We start from the raw sequence: 21,142 nt of genomic DNA, 5'->3' as shown, positions 1-21,142 counted from the left end.
AAGCCGCTCAATGAGCGGCTTTTTTGTGCCTGCTCGTCAGTAAGATTACGCCGCGTCGCTCGCAGCTTCTGCTGTGGCGTCAGCTTTCTCGGCTTCAGGCTCGACTTTTGCCGCCGGCTTGGGAGCTTTTTTCTTGGCTGGCTTTTTCGCGCCGAGGGCGATCAGTACTTGCTCGCGTTCGCGGGCAAGGAAGAAGGCGAGGTCTTCTAATTTTTGTTCGTCGTTTACAGCTTCACTGCGTTCCAGTAACGGGAGGAGTTCATCGACCATATCCAGCATTTTGTCATGGGCGTCGGCTTCAGCTTTGCTGGTAAATGTCATTTTTTCCTCTCCGTTTCGAACTACAACGTATTGCGTCACAACTGCCATTATTTGTCCTCATGAGCATTCAGAATTAATACTGTATGTTTGTACAGTTAAGTAGTTATACAGTTTTATGAAATTGGCCGCAACCCCATTTTATCTCTAGGGTAATTCTGTTATGTTTCTAAAATGTTAATATCAATCAGATTCACTTTCGCTATGGATGGATGTAACTCACTATGAAACGGATACTTTTGGGTGTTTTTGCACTTTTGAATTTACCTGCGATTGCAGCGCCGGCAAAGCTCGAGATCGCCAGTGGCGTCTATGAGGGGGTTGAGCGTACAAGCTTTACTTACAACTTGCTGATGGTGTCAGAGAATGGTGAGGCTGCATTTATTAGTTCATCGCTGTCGAGCGGTTTTTTGCAAATGAAACGGCAAACAACCAAGCCCGCTCCGCTCAAGTGTGACGCACTTAAATGCACGGTAACGTTTGCTGACGCGCAACTGATCTTAGCGCCTGATCCTGGGAATGGATTGCGGGTGTTGGAATTGCATCACGATGCGTCAGAACAGCACCTGTTGACTGACTCGTATCACCTGCAACCAGTGCAGGATCTGCCTGCTGCGGACCGCTTTACGGCGCGTCACGCGGAGCTCTTGAGATCAACACAAGCGCACGATGCCGCAGAAACTCCGACACTGTACTTGGGAATTGTCGGTCATGCGGCAACGAGCAGTATCGTTGCGTTGTTGGAGTACCCTGATGGTCGCGTCGATGTTGAAAATTACAGTTTCGGCAAGTTGGTTGCTATCCCTCATGAAAAACAGTCCATGCCTGACACCAGTAATGGCATTATTCTAAAAGGTGCGCAGGGAATGATGAATTTACACCTGTATCAACAAGGGCCGCTATGGGTGGGACATGAGGCCGCAACCTTAACTTCTGGGTTGGTGATGGATATCAAACCTGCACGGTTTGTGCGCGTGCAACTGTCAAAATAACCGCACGTTGAAACAGAAGTTTGGTTAGGTGGCGTAGGACTAACGGGTTGCATTTCGAAGCATTCAAAGCGATTAATTATCGTTTGTGGTTGGCGTTAATCCTGACCCAATTTATTCCGTTAATCTATGCCACCACACGCGTTCATTTTTTGGGCGCGCTGCCAAGCGCCTCAGCTTTTACCATTGCCGCACAAGTGACCTGGTTAAACGTCGGCTATGAAGTTCTAAAAGAGGCGCTATTGGTGCCACTAGCTTTTATTCTTGGCAGCGTTATCAAACATACAGAGGAGTTTCGCGCCAGAGCGGGCGTTGCGCTGCTGGTGACTCTAATGAGCTACGCAGGGCTGACCTTCATTGTACTTGTGTTCGCGCCTGAATTCGTGCAAGCGGTCAAGCAACAAGAGGGGCTTTGGCTGCAGACTGCGCAGTATATTCGCTTGGAATCTATCGCGATTTTACTTTCGAGTGTTTATGCGTTTGTGTCGTTAGTGCTGCTTCTGAAAAATCGGCAAAGACATCTGTATTGGTTTCTGATTACGCAATCCTTGCTAACGATACTTTGTGACAGTTTTTTGGTGAGCCAACATGCTTACTCATTGCAGCTAGGCGTGATGGGTATCGCCGTGAGTAACCTCGTGGTTAATGGAGTACTTGCGCTCATCGCTCTCGTTTATCTATCGCGCTGCGGTATTGTGCTGCAAAGAAGTTATTCTGGTTGGATCAGTCATAACTGGTTGCGCGAGTGGTGGCTAATTGGTTGGAAGTCCGGTCTAGAGTCTTTCGTTAGAAATGCTGCCTTCGTGATCATGATATTGCAGCTCATCAACGAGGTTCGACAAGCCGGCAACTTTTGGGTCGCGAATCAGTTTATTTGGGGATGGTTGTTGCTGCCTGTGCTTGCGTTAGGACAGTTGATTAAGCGAGACACCGCGACCAGTAATGGACTTACGGAAGAGCGCCTGCGCAGTTACTTATGGCTGAGTCTCGGCATTGTTCTGATTTGGCTTGTGAGTGCATCGACTTGGGAGGGTTTTATTAGCAACGTTATGGGCGTGCAACCATCACTACCTGTGACGAATGTTGTTTGGTTAATGGTAGGCTTCTACGCGATATTTACCCTCAATAATGTGGTTGATAGTTATTTTTATGGGCTGGGACGAACGGACTTGATGTTGTACCAGTCGCTGATTGTGAACATTCTGTTCTACGGTAGCGCATTTATTCTCTACCAGTTTGGCGTTTTCGTTCCTACTTTGGAGCGCATTACGCTGATGTTTGGAATAGGTATGACGATCGATGCTCTGATCACCTGGACGCTCTACCTAGGTCTGCGCAGAAAAACGCTTTTGCAAACCATTTGATGGTCTTTTCCCACCGATGTTGTGACGAGTAACGCGCAACACTAGCTATCAAGCATCAGAGCCGGCAGTTCCTTGCATTACTGGGCACTTTTTCGGATAATATCCGGTATCGATTTAGTAAACGAACGCTTGATTTAAAGGGCATTAGCCCAGTGAATCACCGCCCTCTATCAATGTGGATTTTAGTCAATTGTCGACCACCCCAAGTAATGTAAAACTCATTCAAACCTGCTCCATTTGGCGCGCGCTTGAAGTTGTTGGCGATGCGCCAACTCTTTTGGTGATCCAAAGCTACTGGTTGGGTGCGCGTCGCTTTGATGAGTTTTGCCGCCAAACAGGCTTACTCAAGCCGGTCGTGAGTGATCGTTTAAAGCGTCTTATCAATAACGACTGTTTGACGCGGGTTGAATACAGCAGTCGACCGAAACGTTATGAATACCGGGCGACGGAGCGCTTTTTAGACTTTTTTCCTTTGGCGCTTGCTATGCTTTATTGGGAGCGCAAGTGGAGTATTAAACCTGGTAAACTCGAAGTGGTTCTTACGCACAAAAATTGTGGCAAAGTTACACAACCTTACCCAGCGTGCAATGCCTGTAAAGGTGAGATCAGCCCGCGTGATATGGCTTGGGAAAAAGGGCCAGGTGTAGGTCTAATGGAAGCCACCTACAGTGCGCGTCGGCGTAAGTCGACCAAGTCGAGTGGTAATACTGTCTTGCATGACGAAATTATTCAGATCATTGGTGACCGCTGGTCAATGTTGATCTTACGCTCTATTTTTACCGGAGTGAATCAATACCAAGAAATCCTTAAAGAAACGGCGATTGCAACCAATATCCTCGCCGGTCGACTGTCTGAATTGGTTGAAGAGGGCGTACTTACAACCAATCAGGTGCCGACGGATTCGCGGCGTATTGAATACAAACTGACACCGAAAGGTTTGGCGATTTATCCGATTATTGTGGCGTTATTAAAGTGGGGTGATAAGTGGTTGCCTTCGCCAGAAGGACCGCCCTTATTACTTACGCACACAACCTGCGGACAGCCTTTAGCCTTTGAGATGCTCTGCTCCGAATGTCAACAACCAGTGCAGCCGACAGAGGTCAGCTACACCCTGCAAATAAGTAAAAGTTCAGCCAAATAAAAACGCCCAATCAGTAATACTGGTTGGGCGTTTTAACTTTGGGGAGAACCTTGATTCTAAAACGAGTTGTCGAGTTGATGCCAGGTCGCAATCTGGTTTGGTTTCATCCAGCACGCATGGAATCCAGCGGGAATACGCTGCGGCAAGGTAATACGTGCAATCGGCCCTTGGCCAACATTTTGCGCATCAAAAATTTGCAGTTGTTGAATGCAAGTTTTGTCGTTCCAGCAGAAGGTAACCACATAACCATGGTCTTCACTTTGCGCGTTATCCGCAGGCGCAAACCATGGTTCACTGTACCAGCAATGGTCATGGTCATCTGACCAGGCGCCGCAGCTCTCACCTGTATCGGTGTTCATTTTGCGAATGCCGGTCCAACGTAGCGTATTGGGATGATGATCAACGAGATAAGCCCACTGAGTTTTACGCCCTGTCATAGCACTGTTGTACCCTGGGAACTCCACATTGTGTTCGTCGTTGAGACATTCTTCGTGGGTTTCACCTGTTTTCACGTTCATACGGTAGCGCCACAAGCGGGCGTCCATAGCAAGGGTCGCGATCATTTTTGCGGTGCGTTGTTCGTCGATACTACCGTCGTCGTGTTTTGCAGGCATATAACGGCACGCGACCATGACAATTTCATCGCCTTCTTCCCAAGCGTTGACAACGTGGTAGATGAAACAGGGAGAGAAATTGAACCATTGCACGCTGTCTGAGCTTCCCATGCGAGGGATCACGCCAAAGCGCATTGGTAACTGTGAATTAAAAATGATTTTATGACGACCTGCTTTCAACGCTGCAGTGTCATGGTACAACGGGACATCATGCAATATCGAGTAGTGCTCGGTAATCGCCATATCGTGCATTAAACGATCCCCCGGTAACTCTACCGGTACATGATGAATAAGTTGACCCTCTGGACTGACAACGCCGTAGCTCATATGTGGCTTTTGTGTATAGTAGTCGAAGTAGAGCAACTCACCGGTGACTTCATCCACTTTACAATGTGCCGACATTCCCTTGCCTAAGCCGCTAACGTATTCTGGAGCAGCTTTAATGGTATCGAGCGAGATAGGGTCAATAATGTGCGGAATACCAGCCAAGTACCAAGTCGCTACGGCATTTCCTGCAAAACCGATAATATCGGTGTTTGCAGCATCAGCCATAGGTTTATCGCTGCTGTCTTTGACCGACGTGGTGACACTCCAAAATAAGTCTTCACCGGCGGCTTTTTTCTTCTCTAAGTCAGCTGTTTGCACATATTTGTTGCGGTAGGTAAAGCGGCCATTGTGGAACAGGCCCGCATGAATCATGCCGTCGCCATCGAAGATATGGTACGACCCTTTAGGCGCAAACATTGGGTTCGGCCCATTGCGTAAATAGACCCCGTTAAGGTCTGTTGGAATGGAACCCTCAACCGGCAAGTCAGTAAGGACAAGTTCTTCTGCAACGGGCGCATATGCGCCCATTACGAAAGGCCCGTGTTTTTCACCAAAGGGCGCTTGGTTGTCAACAATAGTACTGCTCATAGCGTTCTCCTGGGAAACTGTGGTTAAAACCAGTAATAGTTAAAGGTGATTCCAAACGTCCGCGGTGGCGCATAGATTTCGCTGGCGCCACCTAGGTTGCCGTTAATGCTATGCACGGTATACAACTCGTCTTGGATATTTTTAGCCCATAAAGATAGATCCCAGTCACCGGCTTCTGGACTGTATTTGATTGAGGCGTCCATAAGTAAAACATCGTCTTGTAAGCCACGTGGGTCATTGGCTGTATCGATATAGTACTCGTCGGTATACGAGAAGTTCACAGCGAAATCGAGCCAGCCGTCGCTGCCAAATGGCATCGTGTAGGTCGGCGTTAACGACCAACTCGTACCGGGACTCCGTGGGGTTTCATTACCTTGGTGTTGACCATCAACAAACTCTCCGTCGAGCGCAGCGTAGGTACCAGTTAGTTTTAAGTTTTCAGTAACCAAAAGGGCGAAATCAGCTTCAAACCCGGAAACTTCAGCATTGGAGTTATCGGCCACAAGGGTCGTGCCATCAACGAGCGTGAAGGTTTGTAGGTCTTCGTAATCTAACTGGAAGTAGGTGACGTTCAAGCGTAAACGATTATCAAACCACTCGGTTTTGGCACCAATTTCATAGTTCGTTGAAGTTTCAGGCAGAATTGGTGTCGCCGCGATAATTGGGCTGCTTTGTTGTCCAGTAAACGAACCGCTTTTGAAACCCTCAGAGTAGGTAAAATAAAGCAAATGATTGTCCGTTAGGTTGTAATCAACGGTTGCGCGGTAGGTCGTATCTGACCATGACTCGCTAGCTTCCACACTGTAGCCTGGACCATTGAGTGGGATGCCCCCAATCGCAGTGTCGCGATTATTGACGGCAATGTTATCAATGCTCTTTTTGTCGTCGGTATAGCGGGCACCGAGGGTTAGCGCAAGATCATCCGTTGCATCCCAGGTGATTTGACCGAATGCGGCGGCACTTTCACTTGTGGCGTCTTGGAAGAAACTTACATCGCCCTCTGAAATAGCTGGCGGTAAAAGACCAGGAATAAAATAGGTTTGGAAGGTTTCATCACGCTCTATGTTTTCTTTGAAGAAAAATAAGCCAGCGACCCATTTCAAGGTATCTGTTTCAGCGTTTAAACGAAATTCTTGTGAGAGCTGATCAGCCTTTTGATCCGCTCCGTTGTTAATTTCATACAGCCCGGTTCCGCCATCTTGAATCATCAACATTGGCACCAGTGGTTGTAACCAAGAGGATTCACTTTCACGATAGGCAGAAATTGACGTGAAACGTGCCCAATCTAGTTGTGCTTCGACGCGCGCCTGCAAACCAAAGATCTCTTTACTGGTAGATTGCACAAGATTGCTATTGCTCTTACGAGGATCGTTGCCAATACTGGCGTTCGAGGCAAGCTGCGCATCAATAATGCTTTGCACTGGGAAAATCGGGTCAACGTCAAAGCGGGTGAGGTAGCGGTTGCTGCCATTGCCGGAGGTGTCGGTATAATCAAAACCGAGTAAGACTTCGACGTCTGAACTTGCTTCGATCAACAACTGTCCTCGAACACTTTTGGTATCTTCATCTTCCAACTCTTGGCCCGTTGTAACGTTTTCAGCAAAGCCACCGCGTTGGCGAATATTAGTGGTCAGTTTGCCAAACACGTTATCGGTGATAGCGCCATTCACGTAGCCACGTAGATTCCAGAGCTCCTCATTGCCAATGCTGACACCGAATTTTGCGTCGTAGTAGGCATGAGGTTTCTTAGTGAAGAGATTGATGGCGCCACCCGCTGAGTTGCGGCCGTATAAGGTGCCTTGTGGGCCGCGCAGAACCTCGATGCGTTCAAGGTCATAGAGATCCATCGACGCGCCACTTGGTCGGCCAATATAAACATCATCAATAAATACAGCGACAGCAGGATCAGAGCCGGCCGAATCGTTAGTGGTGCCGATACCGCGAATGTAGAGCTGTGGCTCTGAAATATTGAACGTATTGATTTTTAGGTTTGGCGTTTGCTGCGCAATGTTATCAATTGTGGTAATGCCACCTTCTTCAATCATTTCTTCATTGAATGCGGTAATGGACATTGGCGTCTCTTGTATCGACTCTGAGCGGCGCTCAGCCGTCACCATAATGACTTCCAGTGACTTTTTCTTTTCTTCGTCTGCCTCGGTAGCTTCTTGTGCGATGACCGAGTGATAAGGAGTGCTTAGAAACAATGCACAGACCATGCTTTTGTACAGCAGATTGTATTTCATGTGTGTTCCTTGCAGCTATTTCTTATGCTAGCTGTTCTGTGTTTATTCTTATTATTAGGTGGCAGTTGCCGTTTTAGAGCGTCCTTAGTCAAAGGGCGCTCAGCGCTATCTGCAAGTAGACAGCCTTAAACAACTTGCATAACAAAACCTTATTGTATGTAATTTATGCTGTCAATAGTTATTATTTACGTAGATTATGTATTTCATCACTTTTATAGTTGAACCTACGTTAAATAATTCCGCTGCGGCGCAGTTGGCGAATTTGTTCAGCGTTATATCCAATTTCTTCGAGCACCTCATCGGTATGTTCACCTAGACTGGGAGCACGTCGAAAGGGCGGCACACTTGTTCTTGAATAGCGTATAGGGTGTTCAGCGATAGGTGCTTCTGCAGTCATATCGGGGTACGTAAGCCATTGAAACATTCGCGCTTGCTGGATGTGTTCATGCGTCAGTACAGCGTCTGGCTTTAGCATTTCTCCACTTGGAATACCTGCATTCGCAAGGTCATCTAAGGCTTGTTGAGTGTCTCTCTCACGACACCAACGGGCCATACGCTGATTAATTTCATTGGCATGATCGCCACGCTTCTGGTCGGTATCAAAGCGTGGATTATCGAGCCACTCTCGCTCACCCATTAGATTGGCCCAGCGTTTGAATATTCCTGCCCCAACAACTTGTACGGTGATGTAGCCATCGCGTGTCTTAAAGGTATCCGTTGGAGCGTTGTACTGCCCTTGTGTGCCACTACCTTGCCGGTTGATGCCGATCAATGCCTGTTCCATTAGCGCCGCGTTGTTAAAGGTAAGTGCAGTACTCAGTAAGCTGCCCTCTACAACTTGTCCTTCGCCCGTTTGTTGGCGGTGCATGAGTGCCGCGAGCGTCCCGAATGCACTGAGTGAAGCGGTGCCAAAGTCACAATAAGGAGCGAATGACTTTGCCGGTTGATTGTTATCGCCACTTAAGTACATTGCCCCTGACATGGCTTGCGCAACAGTATCAAAGCCACCGCGAGCAGCATAAGGTCCGGTGGCACCAAATGCTGATCCGGTCGTAAGAATGATGTCAGCTTTGATGGCGCGTAAACTTTCATAATCTAACCCGAGCTTTTTTAACGCTGGCGTGGGGAGATTGGCTACCACTACATCTGCGCTAGCAACCAGCTTACGCACCACTTCACGCCCCTCGGTGCTGGTTGGATTCAAGGTAATACCGCGTTTATTTCTGCCGAGTTGTAAATAGTACGCGCCTTCACCCTGTGAAGTGACAGGAACGGTGTAACGGTCTTCGCCACCACTGGGTTTCTCGATCCGGATGACATCAGCACCTAAGTCAGCCAACAACGTAGCGCAAAAGGGGCCGGCGATGTACCGGCCAAAGTCGAGTACCCGAATACCTGCGAGTAACTTATGCATTGCTTGTACTCGCACTAACGCGTTGGTTGAAACGTTGGATCGCTTCGAGGTACTCTCGCTCTATATCAGCCACGATGGTGGCAACCGGTTCAATCGCGCGGGTTCTGCCAACGCCTTGTCCTGCAGCCCAAATGTCTTTCCAGCGTTTGGTTCCGCCAGCGCCGGAGTAGTCGCGTTGTACTGATTCACCTAAGTTCTCAGGGTCTAGACCTGCGCGTACAAGACTTGGTTTTAGCCATGAAGCTTTGGTACCAGTGATAGCGTCGGAAACCACAAGATCATCAGACGTCGCTTCCACCACCATGGCTTTGTAGTCGGGGAAGGCCATACTTTCTTCGGTTGGCAAAAAGCGCGTGCCCATATACACATAATCGGCACCTGCGGCGATAGCACCGGCCACGGCGGCACCATCTGAAATACCGCCACCGACCGCAATATAACCATCAAAAAACTCGCGCACCGCAGAGACGAAGGCGAATGGATTGAGTTGTCCTGTATGGCCACCAGCGCCGGCGCAAATACAGGCAAGGCCATCGACGCCTGCGGCAGCAGCCTTTTTCGCGAGTTTTAGATCGACAACATCGGCAAACACCATGCCACCATAGGATTTGACGGTTTCCATAACTGGCTTAGGGGAGCCTAACGCAGTAATGACTACTTTGGGTTTATACTTCGCAACCAGTTTGAGCTCTTCTTCTAAGCGTGGATAGGTCGAGTGCGTAATCAAGTTCATTACCCAAGGTGCATCGTTCTCGTTAAGCGCATCTGAAATTGTCGCCATCCACTGTTCCAGCTCTTCAATACTACGTGCGTTGGTTACTGGAAATGCCCCAGCAATGCCTGCTTTACACGCAGAAATGACCAATTCTGGACTAGATACCAAAAACATCGGCGCGCAAAAAATGGGTAACTTAAGTTGTAATGGATTGTTCTGCATAGCATAGCCTTTTGAATTATTATTTTTAGTTGGTTAATACGTGTCTACTCAGGGGCTTCAGAAGAGACACATTGATAACTGCTGGCAACCTTAGGGTCACTGTCCGGTATGAGTTGTGCGACCTTTGGATAGGCGCAAATAGGGCGTGAGCGTTCAATTGCTTCGCCATTACGTTGCGTAGCAATTACCGCATCAGGTGCTTGGTCCTGTTCAACCCATTGCTCGAGGACATGTAGCGGATCGAACTGATCCGGCGCTTCAGCAGGTCGCTCCCAGCAATGTCCCCAACCTGGCAGCATAAACAGTCGCGCGTTCTGTTGCAGTTGTTCGAGGTCACCGGTAGCAGCGATAGCTTGCTGGTAATAGTTAATCACGGGCTGTGGAATGATCAGCGGATCAGCCCAACCTTGGTAAATCATTAGTTTGGTGTCGTGTTGTTTAAGTGCACTCAAGTTAGGATTCACTGCGTCAGTGAGTGCTGGTAGGTTGGCATTAGCAATCCAATCCAACATCTGTTGTGTGCTGATCGCGGTCGCTGTTTCTTTACCAAGTAGTTCCATTGACAACAGCTGCCGATAACCTTGAGATGCGGCTGCACCCCATGCTGGTTGTTTACGTGAGCCAAAAATCCAAATGTCCGCGTAGTGTTCGGAACCGTATTCCATGGTCGCAGCTACGCGCGTTCCATCGCTAGTTTTGACGCCGTCGTAGAGTGTGTTCAACATCGTTGCTTGCGCGTTGCTTAAGCAATTTGTGTGATCCGCTTGGTCGGCCGGACAGCGCAAGCGATTAAAGTCAAATGAACAGCTGCGTGGGGCACTGATGACGCCGTCACGTTGGCCGTCTGTCGCATCGCAATGCTGCATAACGGCTTTTTTCACCCATTGTACTTCGCTTTTTTCGAGCCGCGGAGCATCTGCCGAGCCAGCGTGTTGCAATACCCAGTTTCCCCAAAGCCCTGCGGTTTCACTTAGGTTAAGAATAGGTCCACCGGCGGCAATGCCGTCAAACAAATCGGGATAGCGTTGGGCGGCGATCAACCCAAGTCGGCCACCGTTCGAGCAACCCGAGAAGTAGCTATAGTTCGGGGCTTGCTGATAGAGGTTGTCGACTAAGGCGAGACCAGCAGCATGCACTAAAGGGATCACTTTATGTGCCCAGATCTCTAGCGCTTCCGGATCATCATAGGCCCAGCTCACTTGCCAGCTTTTGGCTTGGTGTCCTGCATCATGACTAATGGCCGCATACCCGCGCTTCAAAGCTTCGTTAATGGTATTGGAATAGCCTGGTTTGTCCGGCAGAAGTTCACCGCAAAAACCACCGCAACCGGCCATCATAAAACGACCATTCCACTGAGCAGGTAAACGCATTTCAAAGCGAATCCGTTCGGAAATAGTGCCACGCACTTGGCAGTAGCGTGGCAACGTTTCGGTGGTTTGCCATTGCGGAGGCTGCTCGAATTGCACGTTGTTCGGTGGCGCAATGTTGCTACATTGAAGTAGGGTATCAGCATCAACTGAAGTAGCGGCAAGGCTGGTCGCAGTGGAGAGCAACCCTAAAGCTAAATATCCCATTGTGATTATCCTCGTGGTGATTCGTTTTCGAATGGGGTAATTCATTTGTTCAACACGGTGACCGCGGTAACACCTTCTTCCACGCCGAGAAAGCCACCACCATTTTCGGCTACTGCAAGCCGCGCATCGGCAACTTGTCTTCGGCCAGCTTCGCCGCGTAGTTGGGTAACCAATTCGTATAACTGCGCAATACCTGTTGCGCCAACTGGGTGTCCCTTGGCCAGCAGACCTCCTGATGGGTTCACTGGGGTACGACCTCCGATGGCAAAATCTCCCTTGCGTAGCTGAGCGCCAACGGTACCGGCGGCGCACAATTGGAGGTTCTCAATTTGCTGTAGAGTGGAAAAGGCTGTGGCGTCGTGAACTTCAATCAGGTCGATATCTGCTGGGTTCACGCCTGCATCGTTATAGGCTTGTATAGCTGCGCGTCGGCCAATATGATTTTCATAATCGTTTTTATCACGGCTTATAGTGCTTAACAGTGCGACCGTATTTAATTCAACGGCACGCGCTTTCCCCAATTGGCGGGCCATTTTTTCATTGCATATTATTAGCGCCGCCGAGCCATCGCTAACTGGTGCACACATGGCGCGCGTAAATGGAAATACGATCGGTTTATCAGCTAGTACCTGCGTCACAGTAAAAGGTGTACGGTACTGTGCTTTGCTGTTGTGGTGACCATGGCAATGAGTGTTAGCTGCGAGGCGCGCTAAATCTTCTACTTTTGTTCCAAAACGATTCATATGCACACGCGCTTGAGCGGCATACAAATCCATAAAGAGGCTTCGGTCCGGCCCAGGGGGAGTACCTCCTATTGAAGCGATGTAATCTAAAACACTTTGCCGATCGTGCACATCAGTTCCTCCCGCAAACGCCGCTGCGACCCGCTCGGGGCGGTCGGGATAGACCATTTTTTCGGTCCCTACGACCAACGCAAGATCAACCATTTGGGCGCGGATCGCTGTCATTGCTTGGTGTACAGCGGTGGCTCCTGAAGCACATGCGTTCTCAACGTTGATAATGGGAATACCTTCGATACCAGCAGCGCGCAGTGCAATTTGTCCGCGAATGGTGTTTTGTCCTTCAAGCATTTGCTGGCGTGTATTTGAGAACCATGCTGCTTGTATCGCTTGCGATTGCACGCCAGCATCATTGAGTGCAGCTGCCACCGATTGTCGCGTAAGCGTTTTAACCGATTCATCCAGATGCTTACCAAAACGCGTCATGCCAGCACCAACGATATAGATCTTTTCGCTCACGATGCAGCTCCAGTGGTGGGACGACGGTGTTGGACAATACGAAAGCGTGCACTGACAAATGCTAAGTCTGCCAAGCAGGCATTACCTGCAGGATTCAATCCCGTGACATGATAATCACTGTACGCAGCAGCGAAGTTGATCCACATTGGGCCGGTCAAGTTTAATGTGAGGTTGGCTCCAGCTTGCGCGTAAGCATCTAACCAACGATCGACGTAAGCATCGTCAGTAGCGTACATGTAGCAAGAGATGGTGCCTTTGGTTCGGGCTAGCTCGGTGGCTTCATACGCTGCCGCATCGGCATCTTCTGTAGCGACGATAAAGAGCACTGGACCGAAGCATTCTTGCGCGTACATTTCTTGATGTTCTGGTGTGGTCGCGATAACTAAAGGGCTGAGGGTGCGTGCGTTCGGGAAGTCGGGGTGCTGATATGGCGAAGCCTCGCGTAAAATGCGTAAACCTTTAGCTTGTGCTTGTTCGTGGGCGCTTGCAACAACGTTCAAACTCACTTGGCCTTGAATAGCTCCCATAATCGCTGCTGCCATTTTTGCGTTGCTGGCGATCGCTTCGATTTCATTAACGAGTGTTTGCGCGACCTCTTCGAAGCTCACCGTTCCAGTTCCCGTCGCTATACCATCTTTGGGTACATAGACCACTTGTGGACTGGTGCACATTTGCGCCGAGAACAAGCTGGTGCCGCGAGCTATAGCACGCATCGATTCTTGCAGGTTGTCGACCGAGGCAACCACAACGCTATTAACGCCCGCAGTTTCGGTAAACAGCAATTTATCTTTCACAGTCGACTCAAGGTAGCTGCCAAACCGAGGACTGCCAGTAAAATCGATGATTTGTACTGCCGGATTTTCGATATAGGTCATAGCGATGGGTTTGCTTGGCGTATCGACAGCTAAGGTGATGAGGTTTGCATCAAACCCAAATTTTTCTAGTACTTCACGACAGATCTCGACGGCAATAGCCATAGGCAAAATGGCATTGGGGTGCGGCTTGATAATGACTGGGTTGCCCGTCGCTAAACTGGCAAACATCGAAGGATAGGCATTCCATGTTGGAAACGAGGCACAACAAATGACTAAGCCAATACCGCGCGGGATAAGGTTGTAGGTTTTCGTCAATAAAACCTGCTCACCAGCGAAGTTACGCGAATAGGTTGCTGAAGCTGGTACATGGCGCATTGCTTCGGCGGCATAGGCAAGCGCTTCGAGACCGCGATCCAAAGCATTCGGACCAGAGCCACTGAAAGCTTGGGTGTAGCTCTGTCCAGCCACGTGCATGATGGCATGCGCCATTTCAAAATTGCGCGCATACAATTGCTCGGTCATTTCGACGCAGACTGCCAGACGTGTTTCTGCCGTGGTCTTGGCCCATTGGGGGGCAGCTGCTTTGGCAGCTGCAATGATAGCTTGCGGGTCACATGCTGGATAGGTAATGCCTAAAGGTTCTTGTGTGAACGGCGAGACTTCGCCTCCGACCCAGTCGTTGATACCGGGTAGTTTAAGATCAAAAGGCCGGTGGCAACGTGCCACAAACGCAGCCTTACCTGCTTTGGGTTTCTCTTCGCCGTGGAACTTTGATGACGGTGAGTCTTGAAAAGGACTCCAGTTATGACGCGTACGAATCGCCTCAATTGCGGCAGACAAGGTCGTTTGATGTTTATTGATGAGTTGCTTGAGTTGTTCTGACATTTTGATCACTCCATTCGTTCGACAATCATGGCGCTGCCGGTGCCTGAAGCGCCGGTAGCGACGACCAGTCCAAAGCGACCTTTGGCGACATCGAGAGTATCTAACAGGGTGGAAAGTAAAATGGCGCCAGAAGCTCCGAGAGGATGTCCTTTTGCGAGGTGTCCACCAGACACATTGACTTTGTCGAGGTTAGGTTGGTAGTCACGGATGAACTTCGCCATGGTGACCGCAAACGATTCCATGAACTCAATGCGATCCATGTCGGCAAGGGTTAATCCTGCTCGTTGCAAGGCCAGCTCCATGGCCGCAAAACCGGCGGTCAGTGATTGCTCAGGATCACCGCCAACATCAGCACTGGCGACAATCCGCGCTCGAGGTGGGGCGTCAATGGCATCGCGTTGTCCAATCAGTGCGAGTGCCGCGCCGTCACAAATTCCTGGCGCATGTGCAATGGTGTGACGGTGATCGATAGGGCGACCAAGCTGTTCGATATGTGCGGCCCCTAATTCCGCAAATGCAGGTTCGAGCGCAGCAAGTGAGGCAAGGTTACCGACCCGTAAGCATTCTTCGGCGTTATAACCATTGACGGCAATTCGTGACGCAACGAGAGCTGTTCCTTCCGCTGCTTGCGTACGTTGCTGCGATAGTAGTGCTAAATGATCAAGCTCTTGGCGCGTAATATTCAGGTCGTCGGCGAGTCGATCGGCGGCTAAGGCGACGAGCAGATAGCGAGTGCGCAAGGGCAGGGACGTATCACTGTAGTAACTTGCCTTGTCAGCCATAAAGCCGACGCGTGACATCATTTCAACGCCACCAGCTAAAACTGTTGTTGCTTGGTTGGCAGCGATGAGAGCTGCACCTTGATTAATGGCAGTTAAGCCGGAGGTACAAAAGTTATTAATTGAGAATGAGGCAGTTGCATCAGGTAGTTCCGAACGAAACTTCGAAACTAAAGCGATATTACTTCCTTGTGCGCCAATTTGACCGACACACCCTAAAATAAGTGCATCTGGTGGAGTCGCCGTCGGGACGCGTTGTTGTAGCGCCGTTACTAAGGTCGCAACCAGCTCATCCGGCTTCATTGCCGCCAGCGCACCTTCAGGTTTTCCTTTCCCACGCGGTGTCCGAACCGCATCAAATATGTATGTCATGGTGCTCCTCATTCATGTCGCTTTGCCAATTGGCAAAGTCATCATTGTGTTTGAAAAGCACTATCACACAGGAGGGTATGGTTAAGCAAGTCTTTTGCTTTTGGTTGTGTTTGTTGACTTTGTTGAATGAGCCGTTAGGTGTCCTTATCAACAAGCAATGAGAGTATGTTACGTATTTTTTCACGCATCCATAGGTTGGCTGGATCATCCGTCGTACTGCGATGCCAATACAGATTTATCGGCATAGGTTCGACTGTAAAAGGGAGTTCGCAATACCTTAGCCCTTTGGCTTGCGCAAATAAGCGTGGGACCGTTAGGAGCAACTGGGTTTGTTGCACCACCTTAGCGGCGACTTGATAGTTTTGAACGCGCATTTTGATGTGGCGTAAATGTCCAAGTGCTTGCAAGGCGATGTCCATTTGGCCTTTGCCGCCGCGGCGACTAGACACATGAATGTGTTCCTGTGTTAAGTAGTCTTCGAGTGACAGCGATTGGTTATTGAGGGGGTGGTGATCGCCGTAGGCAACCACGTAATTAAGTTTGCCAAGCGAACTCTGATGGAGTTCTTCAACGTTGTAACTGGCTGCGTCGACAAGGATATCTAAGGCACCCGACTTTAAATCTTCAGTCGCCTTTTTGCGATCAATGTAATAGCAGGTAAGGAGGGCGTTAGGAGCCTCCGTTTGTAGTGTTTTCATCAATTCGGTGAGCGTGAGGTATTCGGTCAGATCATTCATGCCAAGTTTAAAGGTTTTTTTCGACAACTGAGGTTGAAAGTCACCTGTGGTGCCGACGCTCTGTTGAAGTAAGGTTAGTGCTTGGCGCACGTCACCAATAATATTGTCGGCAACCGCAGTAGGTAACATTCCTTGCGGCGAGCGGACGAAAAGCGGGTCATTAAAGGTACGACGTAAACGTGCCAAAGCATTACTAATGGCTGGCTGAGTGAGGTTAAGTAGCGCCGCAACCTTAGAGATACTTTGCTCGCGATAAATGGCTTCAAAAACGATAAATAGATTGAGGTCGACGCGATCCAAGCGCATAGCAGAGCTCCAGTGTTATTAATTAAATGAATAACAAATCATTTTTAAAATAAATTTGAATGATTTTCTTATAGCACTATAGTCGACTCACCATCAACACAAAGGACTTATCTATGTTTGAGCAAAGTGATCATGCGAAGCAGTTACAGCGGCGTTTATGTGACTTTATGGATCAGCACATTTACCCAAATGAAGTGGTGTACCGCGAGCAGCTCCAGAATGCGAAGCATCGCTTTGCCACCTTGCCTTTGATGGCACAATTGCGAGAACAGGCCAAGCAAGAGGGGCTTTGGAACCTCTTTGTGCCTCCAAATCATGCGGAATACTCTCAACACGGAGGCTTGTCGTTCAGCGATTACGCGCCACTTGCAGAGGTCATGGGGCGGGTGATGTGGGCTGCGGAAGTATTTAATTGTAATGCGCCAGATACCGGCAATATGGAAGTGTTAATGAACTTTGCGACACCAGCTCAGAAGCAGCAATGGCTGGTACCTTTATTGAATGGCGAAATTCACTCTTCGTATGCAATGACCGAGCCGCAAGTTGCCTCGAGTGATGCCACGAATATTGAGTTGGCGATCACTAAAGACGGCGAACACTGGCTGTTGAATGGTCGCAAATGGTTTATCACCGGTGCGATGCACGACGATTGCCGTATTTTTATCGTCATGGGGAAATCAGCGCCAGAGCATGCTGATCGTCATTTACAACAAACGCAAATTTTAGTCCCTAAAGATACGCCTGGGGTCACCATCATTCGTCCTCTAACTACCTTCGGTTACGATGATGCACCGATTGGCCATGCTGAAGTGGTGTTCAATAATGTTCGTGTACCGTTGGAGAATGTATTACTTGGCGAGGGACGTGGTTTTGAAATTGCGCAAAGCCGCTTAGCGCCAGGGCGGATGCATCATTGTATGCGCTTGATAGGGGCCGGCCAGAGAGCATTGGAACTCGCGTGCCAACGCGCAACACAGCGAACCACTTTTGGTCGTCCGCTGGCGAAGCACCAATCGGTACGTGAAGATATTTCACGAATGTATGCAGAAATTGAAATGGCGCGTTTGCTGGTGTTAAAAACCTGCTGGAGTATCGACACGCGGGGTATTGAAGCGTCGCTTAAGTTAATTGCTGCGAGCAAGACGAGCGTGCCGCTGATGGTACAAAACATTATCGATCGGTGTATTCAACTTCATGGCGCAGGTGGTTTGACTGATGACTATTGTATGGCCGAAGCCTTTAACTATGCTCGCTACTGTCGCATCGCTGATGGTCCTGATCAAGTGCACCAGATGGCGCTGGGCAAGCGCGTAATTGAGCATTATCAGGCGGGATAAAAAGGAGTTGAGATGACAAGTGCGAACCATTTAGAACTCGATAATGCGCGTTTAGCGAGCTATTTAGAACAGCATATTGATGGCTTTAAAGGTCCCATTTCGAGTGAAAAGTTTGCTGATGGGCAATCGAATCCGACCTACTTAATTAAGTCCTCGAACGCGAGATATGTATTGCGCCGTCAGCCGCCTGGAGAGCTATTAAAATCAGCGCATGCGGTTGATCGCGAGTATCGGGTGATTTCAGCGTTAGGTAAAACAGCCGTACCTGTAGCCAAAACTTATCATTTATGCCTAGACGCTACGGTAATCGGTAACATTTTTTATGTGATGGAGTTTATCGATGCTCAAGTGTTTTGGGACCCGTCCTTAGCCACTCTTGATAATCATCAGCGTCGCGCGGTCTACCATGAAATGAACCGTGTTTTGGCAGCGTTGCATAGCGTTGATATCGACGCTGTTCAGTTGAGTGATTACGGTCGTCCGAGCAACTATTTTGAGCGTCAGGTGGCTCGTTGGACTCGACAGTATCGTGCCGCTGAAACTGAAGTTATTCCTGAGATGGAAGCGCTCATTGATTGGTTACCGCAAAATTTACCCGAAGATGACGGTCGGGTCGCGATTGCACACGGTGATTTTCGTTTAGATAACATGATGTTTGATAAAGAGAGTTTGCAGGTCGTTGCATTGTTGGATTGGGAACTTTCTACGTTAGGACACCCTTTTGCAGATTTAGCTTATCAATGTATGCAGCTACGAATGCCGCATGGTGGTCTGCTGTCTGGATTAGGTGGTTTGGATCGCGCGGCATTGGGCATTCCATCCGAGGAAGAATACGTGGCTGAGTATTGTCAGCGCATGAACATTTCGCATATTCCGCATTGGAATTATTATCTGGCCTTCAGTTTTTTTCGCTTAGCTTCGATACTACAAGGTGTAAAGAAACGCGCCATTGAGGGGAACTCGTCAAATAAGAATGCGCACCAAATGGGTGAGCAGATCAAACCCCTAGTGCAACTTGCAGTCAGCTTGTTAGATGAACCTCAACAATAAAAGGTATACGACCTATGACTATAAAAACTCCGCTCTTTAATGCGCAAGCGATGGCCGACAAAGTGGTCTTAGTAACTGGAGCGTCTAGCGGACTTGGAGCCCACTTTGCTAGGGTGTTGGCAGCGGCTGGAGCACGTGTGATCGTTGCTGCTCGTCGGGTACAGCGGTTAGAAGAGCTGGTGGCGCAAATTAATGAAGCAGGTGGTGAAGCGACGGCGGTTGCGCTTGATGTTGCTGATCATGAAAGTGTTGAGCGGGCAGTGAATGCGGCGCTGAGAATCTATGGTCCCATTGATTGTTTAGTGAATAATGCCGGCGTGGCAGCTTCTAAGCGTTTTACTGAGATTAATGAAGAAGACTGGCAGTTTGTGCTCGAGACCAATTTAACGGGAGCGTGGCGTGTGGCGCGGGCTGTCACGGCTCAGATGCTGGCGCACGGGGTTTCGGGGAGTATTGTCAACACCGCGTCGATTCTGGGGTTGCGGGTTGGTTTCGGAGCAAGCGCTTACGCAGTCTCTAAAGCTGGCGTGGTTCAGTTAACCAAAGCAATGGCGCTAGAGTTGGCGCGCAAAGGTATTCGCGTCAATGCGCTGTGTCCGGGGTATTTTGAGACTGAAATGAATCGTGATTATTTCGATACAGAAAAAGGTCAACAGTATATTCAGCAGACACCTGCGCAGCGTTTAGGAAATATGTCCGAGCTAGATGGTCCATTATTATTGTTATGCAGCGATGCGGGTTCGTTTATCAATGGTGTTGCGTTGCCTGTAGATGGTGGCCATATGATCAGTTCGTTGTAATATTATGTCCTGTGGAAGCAAAAAAAAAGTGCCACAATCGTGGCACTTTTTTTGTAGTTAGCGTCCAACAATAAAACTAGCGCAAGTGGTTGCACTCCCGCCCACATTGAAGGTTGCCATATTATCGACTTTACGTAGTTGGCTCGCGCCTGCTTGACCAGAAACTTGCTTAAAGCAATCTAACAACATGCGGATACCCGTTGCTCCGACTGGGTGACCGAGGCCAATCAGGCCACCACTTGGATTGATAGGGAAAGCCCCGTCTTTGGTGATATGCCCATCAGCGATAGCTTGCCAGCTCTTGCCTGGTGCAGTGAGACCCCAGTGATCAATCGCCATATATTCAGTAACGGTGAAACAGTCGTGGGTTTCTAAGCCATCGAGCTCAAAGACGGACTGCATACCAGCTCTGCGGAGCGTATCTTGTACCATTTGTTGAATATGCGGGAAGATCAGCGGGTGTTGTGCACTGAGGCGCAACTTCTCGGCGAACAATAACGGTGCTGAACGGTGACCCCAACCTTTAATATAAGGAATGTCGCGCAGCGACAAACCGTGTTTGACAGCGTACTCTTTTGCGATTTTTTCGTTCGCTAGAAATACACAGGCTGCGCCATCGGTGATTTGTCCGCAGTCTGATTTACGCAGCTTCCCCTCAATGATCGGGTTGTACGTGTCATTGGCAGTGAAGCTCTCCGGGGTAAATGACCACTGGCGTGATTGTGCATTTGGGTTTAAGCGTGCATTGTCGTAATTAATGCGAGCAATGGTGTTCAAACTTTCATAATCCATCCCATAGCGGCGGTCATATTCTTGCGCTAAAAGATCGAACATATGGGGCCAAGGATATGTACAGTTTTGTGCTTCTTCACCATACCAGGTCGCAGCCCCCAAATGTTCGGCACCCACTTGTCCGGGAACATTACGCATGAGCTCTAAACCAAGCACGCAGGCAAGACCGTAGTGACCGGCTTGCAGGTCCGACATCGCCGCGAGCAGAGCCATAGAGCCCGAAGCACAAGCCGCTTCATGACGCGATGTCGGCAGATTCGCTAATTCAGGATAAACGTGGCCGAAGTAGCCACCAAGTAAACCTTGGTGAGCAAAGAGTTCGCCGACAAAGTTGCCAACGTGACCCACTTCAATCTGAGCAGGTTCGATTCCTACTTGCGTGACGGCGTCGGTAAGAACCTCTTTAAAAATGTCAAATAACCCTAAACCTTCACGGGTCCAGTTGCGAGCGAAGTCGGTTTGGGTGCCGCCTAAAATATAGACTTTACTTTGTGGCTGCAT

The 21,142-nt window shown here is 49.2% G+C and carries 17 protein-coding genes; 6 read left to right on the top strand and 11 right to left on the bottom strand.

Annotated elements, in window-relative coordinates; translation table 11 throughout:
* Nucleotides 1-45 precede the first annotated feature (45 nt).
* The gene (locus G535_RS0100695; RefSeq protein WP_420834812.1) at nt 46-321 is read right to left on the bottom strand and encodes a YebG family protein; all 276 of its coding nucleotides are present in this window, start codon (nt 319-321) and stop codon (nt 46-48) included.
* Nucleotides 322-542: 221 nt separating this feature from the next.
* Between G535_RS0100695 and G535_RS0100690 the strand changes: the two genes are divergently transcribed.
* The 3 genes from G535_RS0100690 (at nt 543) to G535_RS0100680 (ending at nt 3,812) form a co-directional block, all read left to right on the top strand.
* The gene (locus G535_RS0100690; protein WP_026860309.1) at nt 543-1,310 is read left to right on the top strand and encodes a hypothetical protein; all 768 of its coding nucleotides are present in this window, start codon (nt 543-545) and stop codon (nt 1,308-1,310) included.
* A gap of 20 nt (nt 1,311-1,330) precedes the next feature.
* Nucleotides 1,331-2,671 carry an MATE family Na+-driven efflux transporter gene (locus G535_RS0100685; RefSeq protein ID WP_338053336.1) on the top strand — a complete coding sequence of 447 codons (1,341 nt, stop codon included), beginning with the start codon at nt 1,331-1,333 and terminating at the stop codon, nt 2,669-2,671.
* Nucleotides 2,672-2,861: 190 nt separating this feature from the next.
* Nucleotides 2,862-3,812, top strand: a complete 951-nt coding sequence (locus tag G535_RS0100680) for a winged helix-turn-helix transcriptional regulator (protein ID WP_026860307.1) — start codon at nt 2,862-2,864, stop codon at nt 3,810-3,812.
* A 56-nt stretch (nt 3,813-3,868) separates the two neighbouring features.
* On the opposite strand, the gene G535_RS0100675 is transcribed toward G535_RS0100680, so the two are convergent.
* From G535_RS0100675 to G535_RS0100635, 9 genes are all read right to left on the bottom strand, one after another.
* A complete protein-coding gene (locus G535_RS0100675) occupies nt 3,869-5,341 on the bottom strand; it encodes a carotenoid oxygenase family protein (RefSeq protein WP_026860306.1) in 1,473 nt (490 codons plus the stop codon).
* Between the two features lie 23 nt (nt 5,342-5,364).
* Nucleotides 5,365-7,584: a TonB-dependent receptor gene (locus G535_RS0100670; RefSeq protein ID WP_026860305.1), complete on the bottom strand. Its 2,220-nt coding sequence runs from the start codon at nt 7,582-7,584 to the stop codon at nt 5,365-5,367.
* A gap of 229 nt (nt 7,585-7,813) precedes the next feature.
* On the bottom strand, nt 7,814-8,998 hold the full coding sequence (locus G535_RS0100665) for a CaiB/BaiF CoA transferase family protein (protein WP_026860304.1): 1,185 nt from the start codon (nt 8,996-8,998) through the stop codon (nt 7,814-7,816).
* A complete protein-coding gene (locus G535_RS0100660; RefSeq protein WP_026860303.1) occupies nt 8,991-9,935 on the bottom strand; it encodes an NAD(P)H-dependent flavin oxidoreductase in 945 nt (314 codons plus the stop codon). The genes G535_RS0100665 and G535_RS0100660 overlap by 8 nt, the downstream gene beginning before the upstream one ends.
* Nucleotides 9,936-9,979: 44 nt before the next feature.
* Complete coding sequence (locus G535_RS0100655) at nt 9,980-11,509, bottom strand: tannase/feruloyl esterase family alpha/beta hydrolase (RefSeq protein WP_026860302.1); 1,530 nt, start codon at nt 11,507-11,509, stop codon at nt 9,980-9,982.
* Nucleotides 11,510-11,550: 41 nt separating this feature from the next.
* Nucleotides 11,551-12,768: a thiolase family protein gene (locus tag G535_RS0100650; protein ID WP_026860301.1), complete on the bottom strand. Its 1,218-nt coding sequence runs from the start codon at nt 12,766-12,768 to the stop codon at nt 11,551-11,553.
* A complete protein-coding gene (paaN, locus tag G535_RS0100645) occupies nt 12,765-14,468 on the bottom strand; it encodes a phenylacetic acid degradation protein PaaN (protein ID WP_026860300.1) in 1,704 nt (567 codons plus the stop codon). The genes G535_RS0100650 and paaN overlap by 4 nt, the downstream gene beginning before the upstream one ends.
* 5 nt (nt 14,469-14,473) lie before the next feature.
* A complete protein-coding gene (locus tag G535_RS0100640) occupies nt 14,474-15,619 on the bottom strand; it encodes an acetyl-CoA C-acyltransferase (protein ID WP_084616736.1) in 1,146 nt (381 codons plus the stop codon).
* A 134-nt stretch (nt 15,620-15,753) separates the two neighbouring features.
* Nucleotides 15,754-16,662, bottom strand: coding sequence for a LysR family transcriptional regulator (locus tag G535_RS0100635; protein ID WP_026860298.1), 909 nt, complete (start codon nt 16,660-16,662; stop codon nt 15,754-15,756).
* A 113-nt stretch (nt 16,663-16,775) separates the two neighbouring features.
* Between G535_RS0100635 and G535_RS0100630 the strand changes: the two genes are divergently transcribed.
* From G535_RS0100630 to G535_RS0100620, 3 genes are read left to right on the top strand one after another with little or no spacing between them, the layout of a single operon-like run.
* On the top strand, nt 16,776-17,999 hold the full coding sequence (locus tag G535_RS0100630; RefSeq protein ID WP_026860297.1) for an acyl-CoA dehydrogenase family protein: 1,224 nt from the start codon (nt 16,776-16,778) through the stop codon (nt 17,997-17,999).
* Nucleotides 18,000-18,011: 12 nt separating this feature from the next.
* Nucleotides 18,012-19,049 (top strand): phosphotransferase, encoded by a 1,038-nt coding sequence (locus G535_RS0100625; RefSeq protein ID WP_026860296.1) that lies wholly within the window; start codon nt 18,012-18,014, stop codon nt 19,047-19,049.
* Between the two features lie 14 nt (nt 19,050-19,063).
* Nucleotides 19,064-19,849 (top strand): SDR family NAD(P)-dependent oxidoreductase, encoded by a 786-nt coding sequence (locus tag G535_RS0100620; protein WP_034727142.1) that lies wholly within the window; start codon nt 19,064-19,066, stop codon nt 19,847-19,849.
* A gap of 57 nt (nt 19,850-19,906) precedes the next feature.
* On the opposite strand, the gene G535_RS0100615 is transcribed toward G535_RS0100620, so the two are convergent.
* Nucleotides 19,907-21,142 (bottom strand): acetyl-CoA acetyltransferase, encoded by a 1,236-nt coding sequence (locus G535_RS0100615; RefSeq protein ID WP_026860294.1) that lies wholly within the window; start codon nt 21,140-21,142, stop codon nt 19,907-19,909.

Origin of the sequence: Pseudidiomarina sediminum DSM 21906, from assembly GCF_000423165.1 — a bacterium.
Lineage (GTDB): Bacteria > Pseudomonadota > Gammaproteobacteria > Enterobacterales > Alteromonadaceae > Pseudidiomarina > Pseudidiomarina sediminum.
The sequence above is the reverse complement of the archived record's forward strand: the minus strand, read 5'-3'. Positions and strand labels throughout refer to the sequence as shown.

Coding starts and splice junctions, on each gene's coding strand:
- G535_RS0100665 (WP_026860304.1), bottom strand. CDS start 8,998: ATGCATAAGTTACTCGCAGGTATTCGGGTACTCGACTTTGGCCGGTAC.
- G535_RS0100635 (WP_026860298.1), bottom strand. CDS start 16,662: ATGCGCTTGGATCGCGTCGACCTCAATCTATTTATCGTTTTTGAAGCC.
- G535_RS0100640 (WP_084616736.1), bottom strand. CDS start 15,619: ATGACATACATATTTGATGCGGTTCGGACACCGCGTGGGAAAGGAAAA.
- G535_RS0100655 (WP_026860302.1), bottom strand. CDS start 11,509: ATGGGATATTTAGCTTTAGGGTTGCTCTCCACTGCGACCAGCCTTGCC.
- G535_RS0100670 (WP_026860305.1), bottom strand. CDS start 7,584: ATGAAATACAATCTGCTGTACAAAAGCATGGTCTGTGCATTGTTTCTA.
- paaN (WP_026860300.1), bottom strand. CDS start 14,468: ATGTCAGAACAACTCAAGCAACTCATCAATAAACATCAAACGACCTTG.
- G535_RS0100630 (WP_026860297.1), top strand. CDS start 16,776: ATGTTTGAGCAAAGTGATCATGCGAAGCAGTTACAGCGGCGTTTATGT.
- G535_RS0100695 (WP_420834812.1), bottom strand. CDS start 321: ATGACATTTACCAGCAAAGCTGAAGCCGACGCCCATGACAAAATGCTG.
- G535_RS0100620 (WP_034727142.1), top strand. CDS start 19,064: ATGACTATAAAAACTCCGCTCTTTAATGCGCAAGCGATGGCCGACAAA.
- G535_RS0100675 (WP_026860306.1), bottom strand. CDS start 5,341: ATGAGCAGTACTATTGTTGACAACCAAGCGCCCTTTGGTGAAAAACAC.
- G535_RS0100660 (WP_026860303.1), bottom strand. CDS start 9,935: ATGCAGAACAATCCATTACAACTTAAGTTACCCATTTTTTGCGCGCCG.
- G535_RS0100625 (WP_026860296.1), top strand. CDS start 18,012: ATGACAAGTGCGAACCATTTAGAACTCGATAATGCGCGTTTAGCGAGC.
- G535_RS0100690 (WP_026860309.1), top strand. CDS start 543: ATGAAACGGATACTTTTGGGTGTTTTTGCACTTTTGAATTTACCTGCG.
- G535_RS0100615 (WP_026860294.1), bottom strand. CDS start 21,142: ATGCAGCCACAAAGTAAAGTCTATATTTTAGGCGGCACCCAAACCGAC.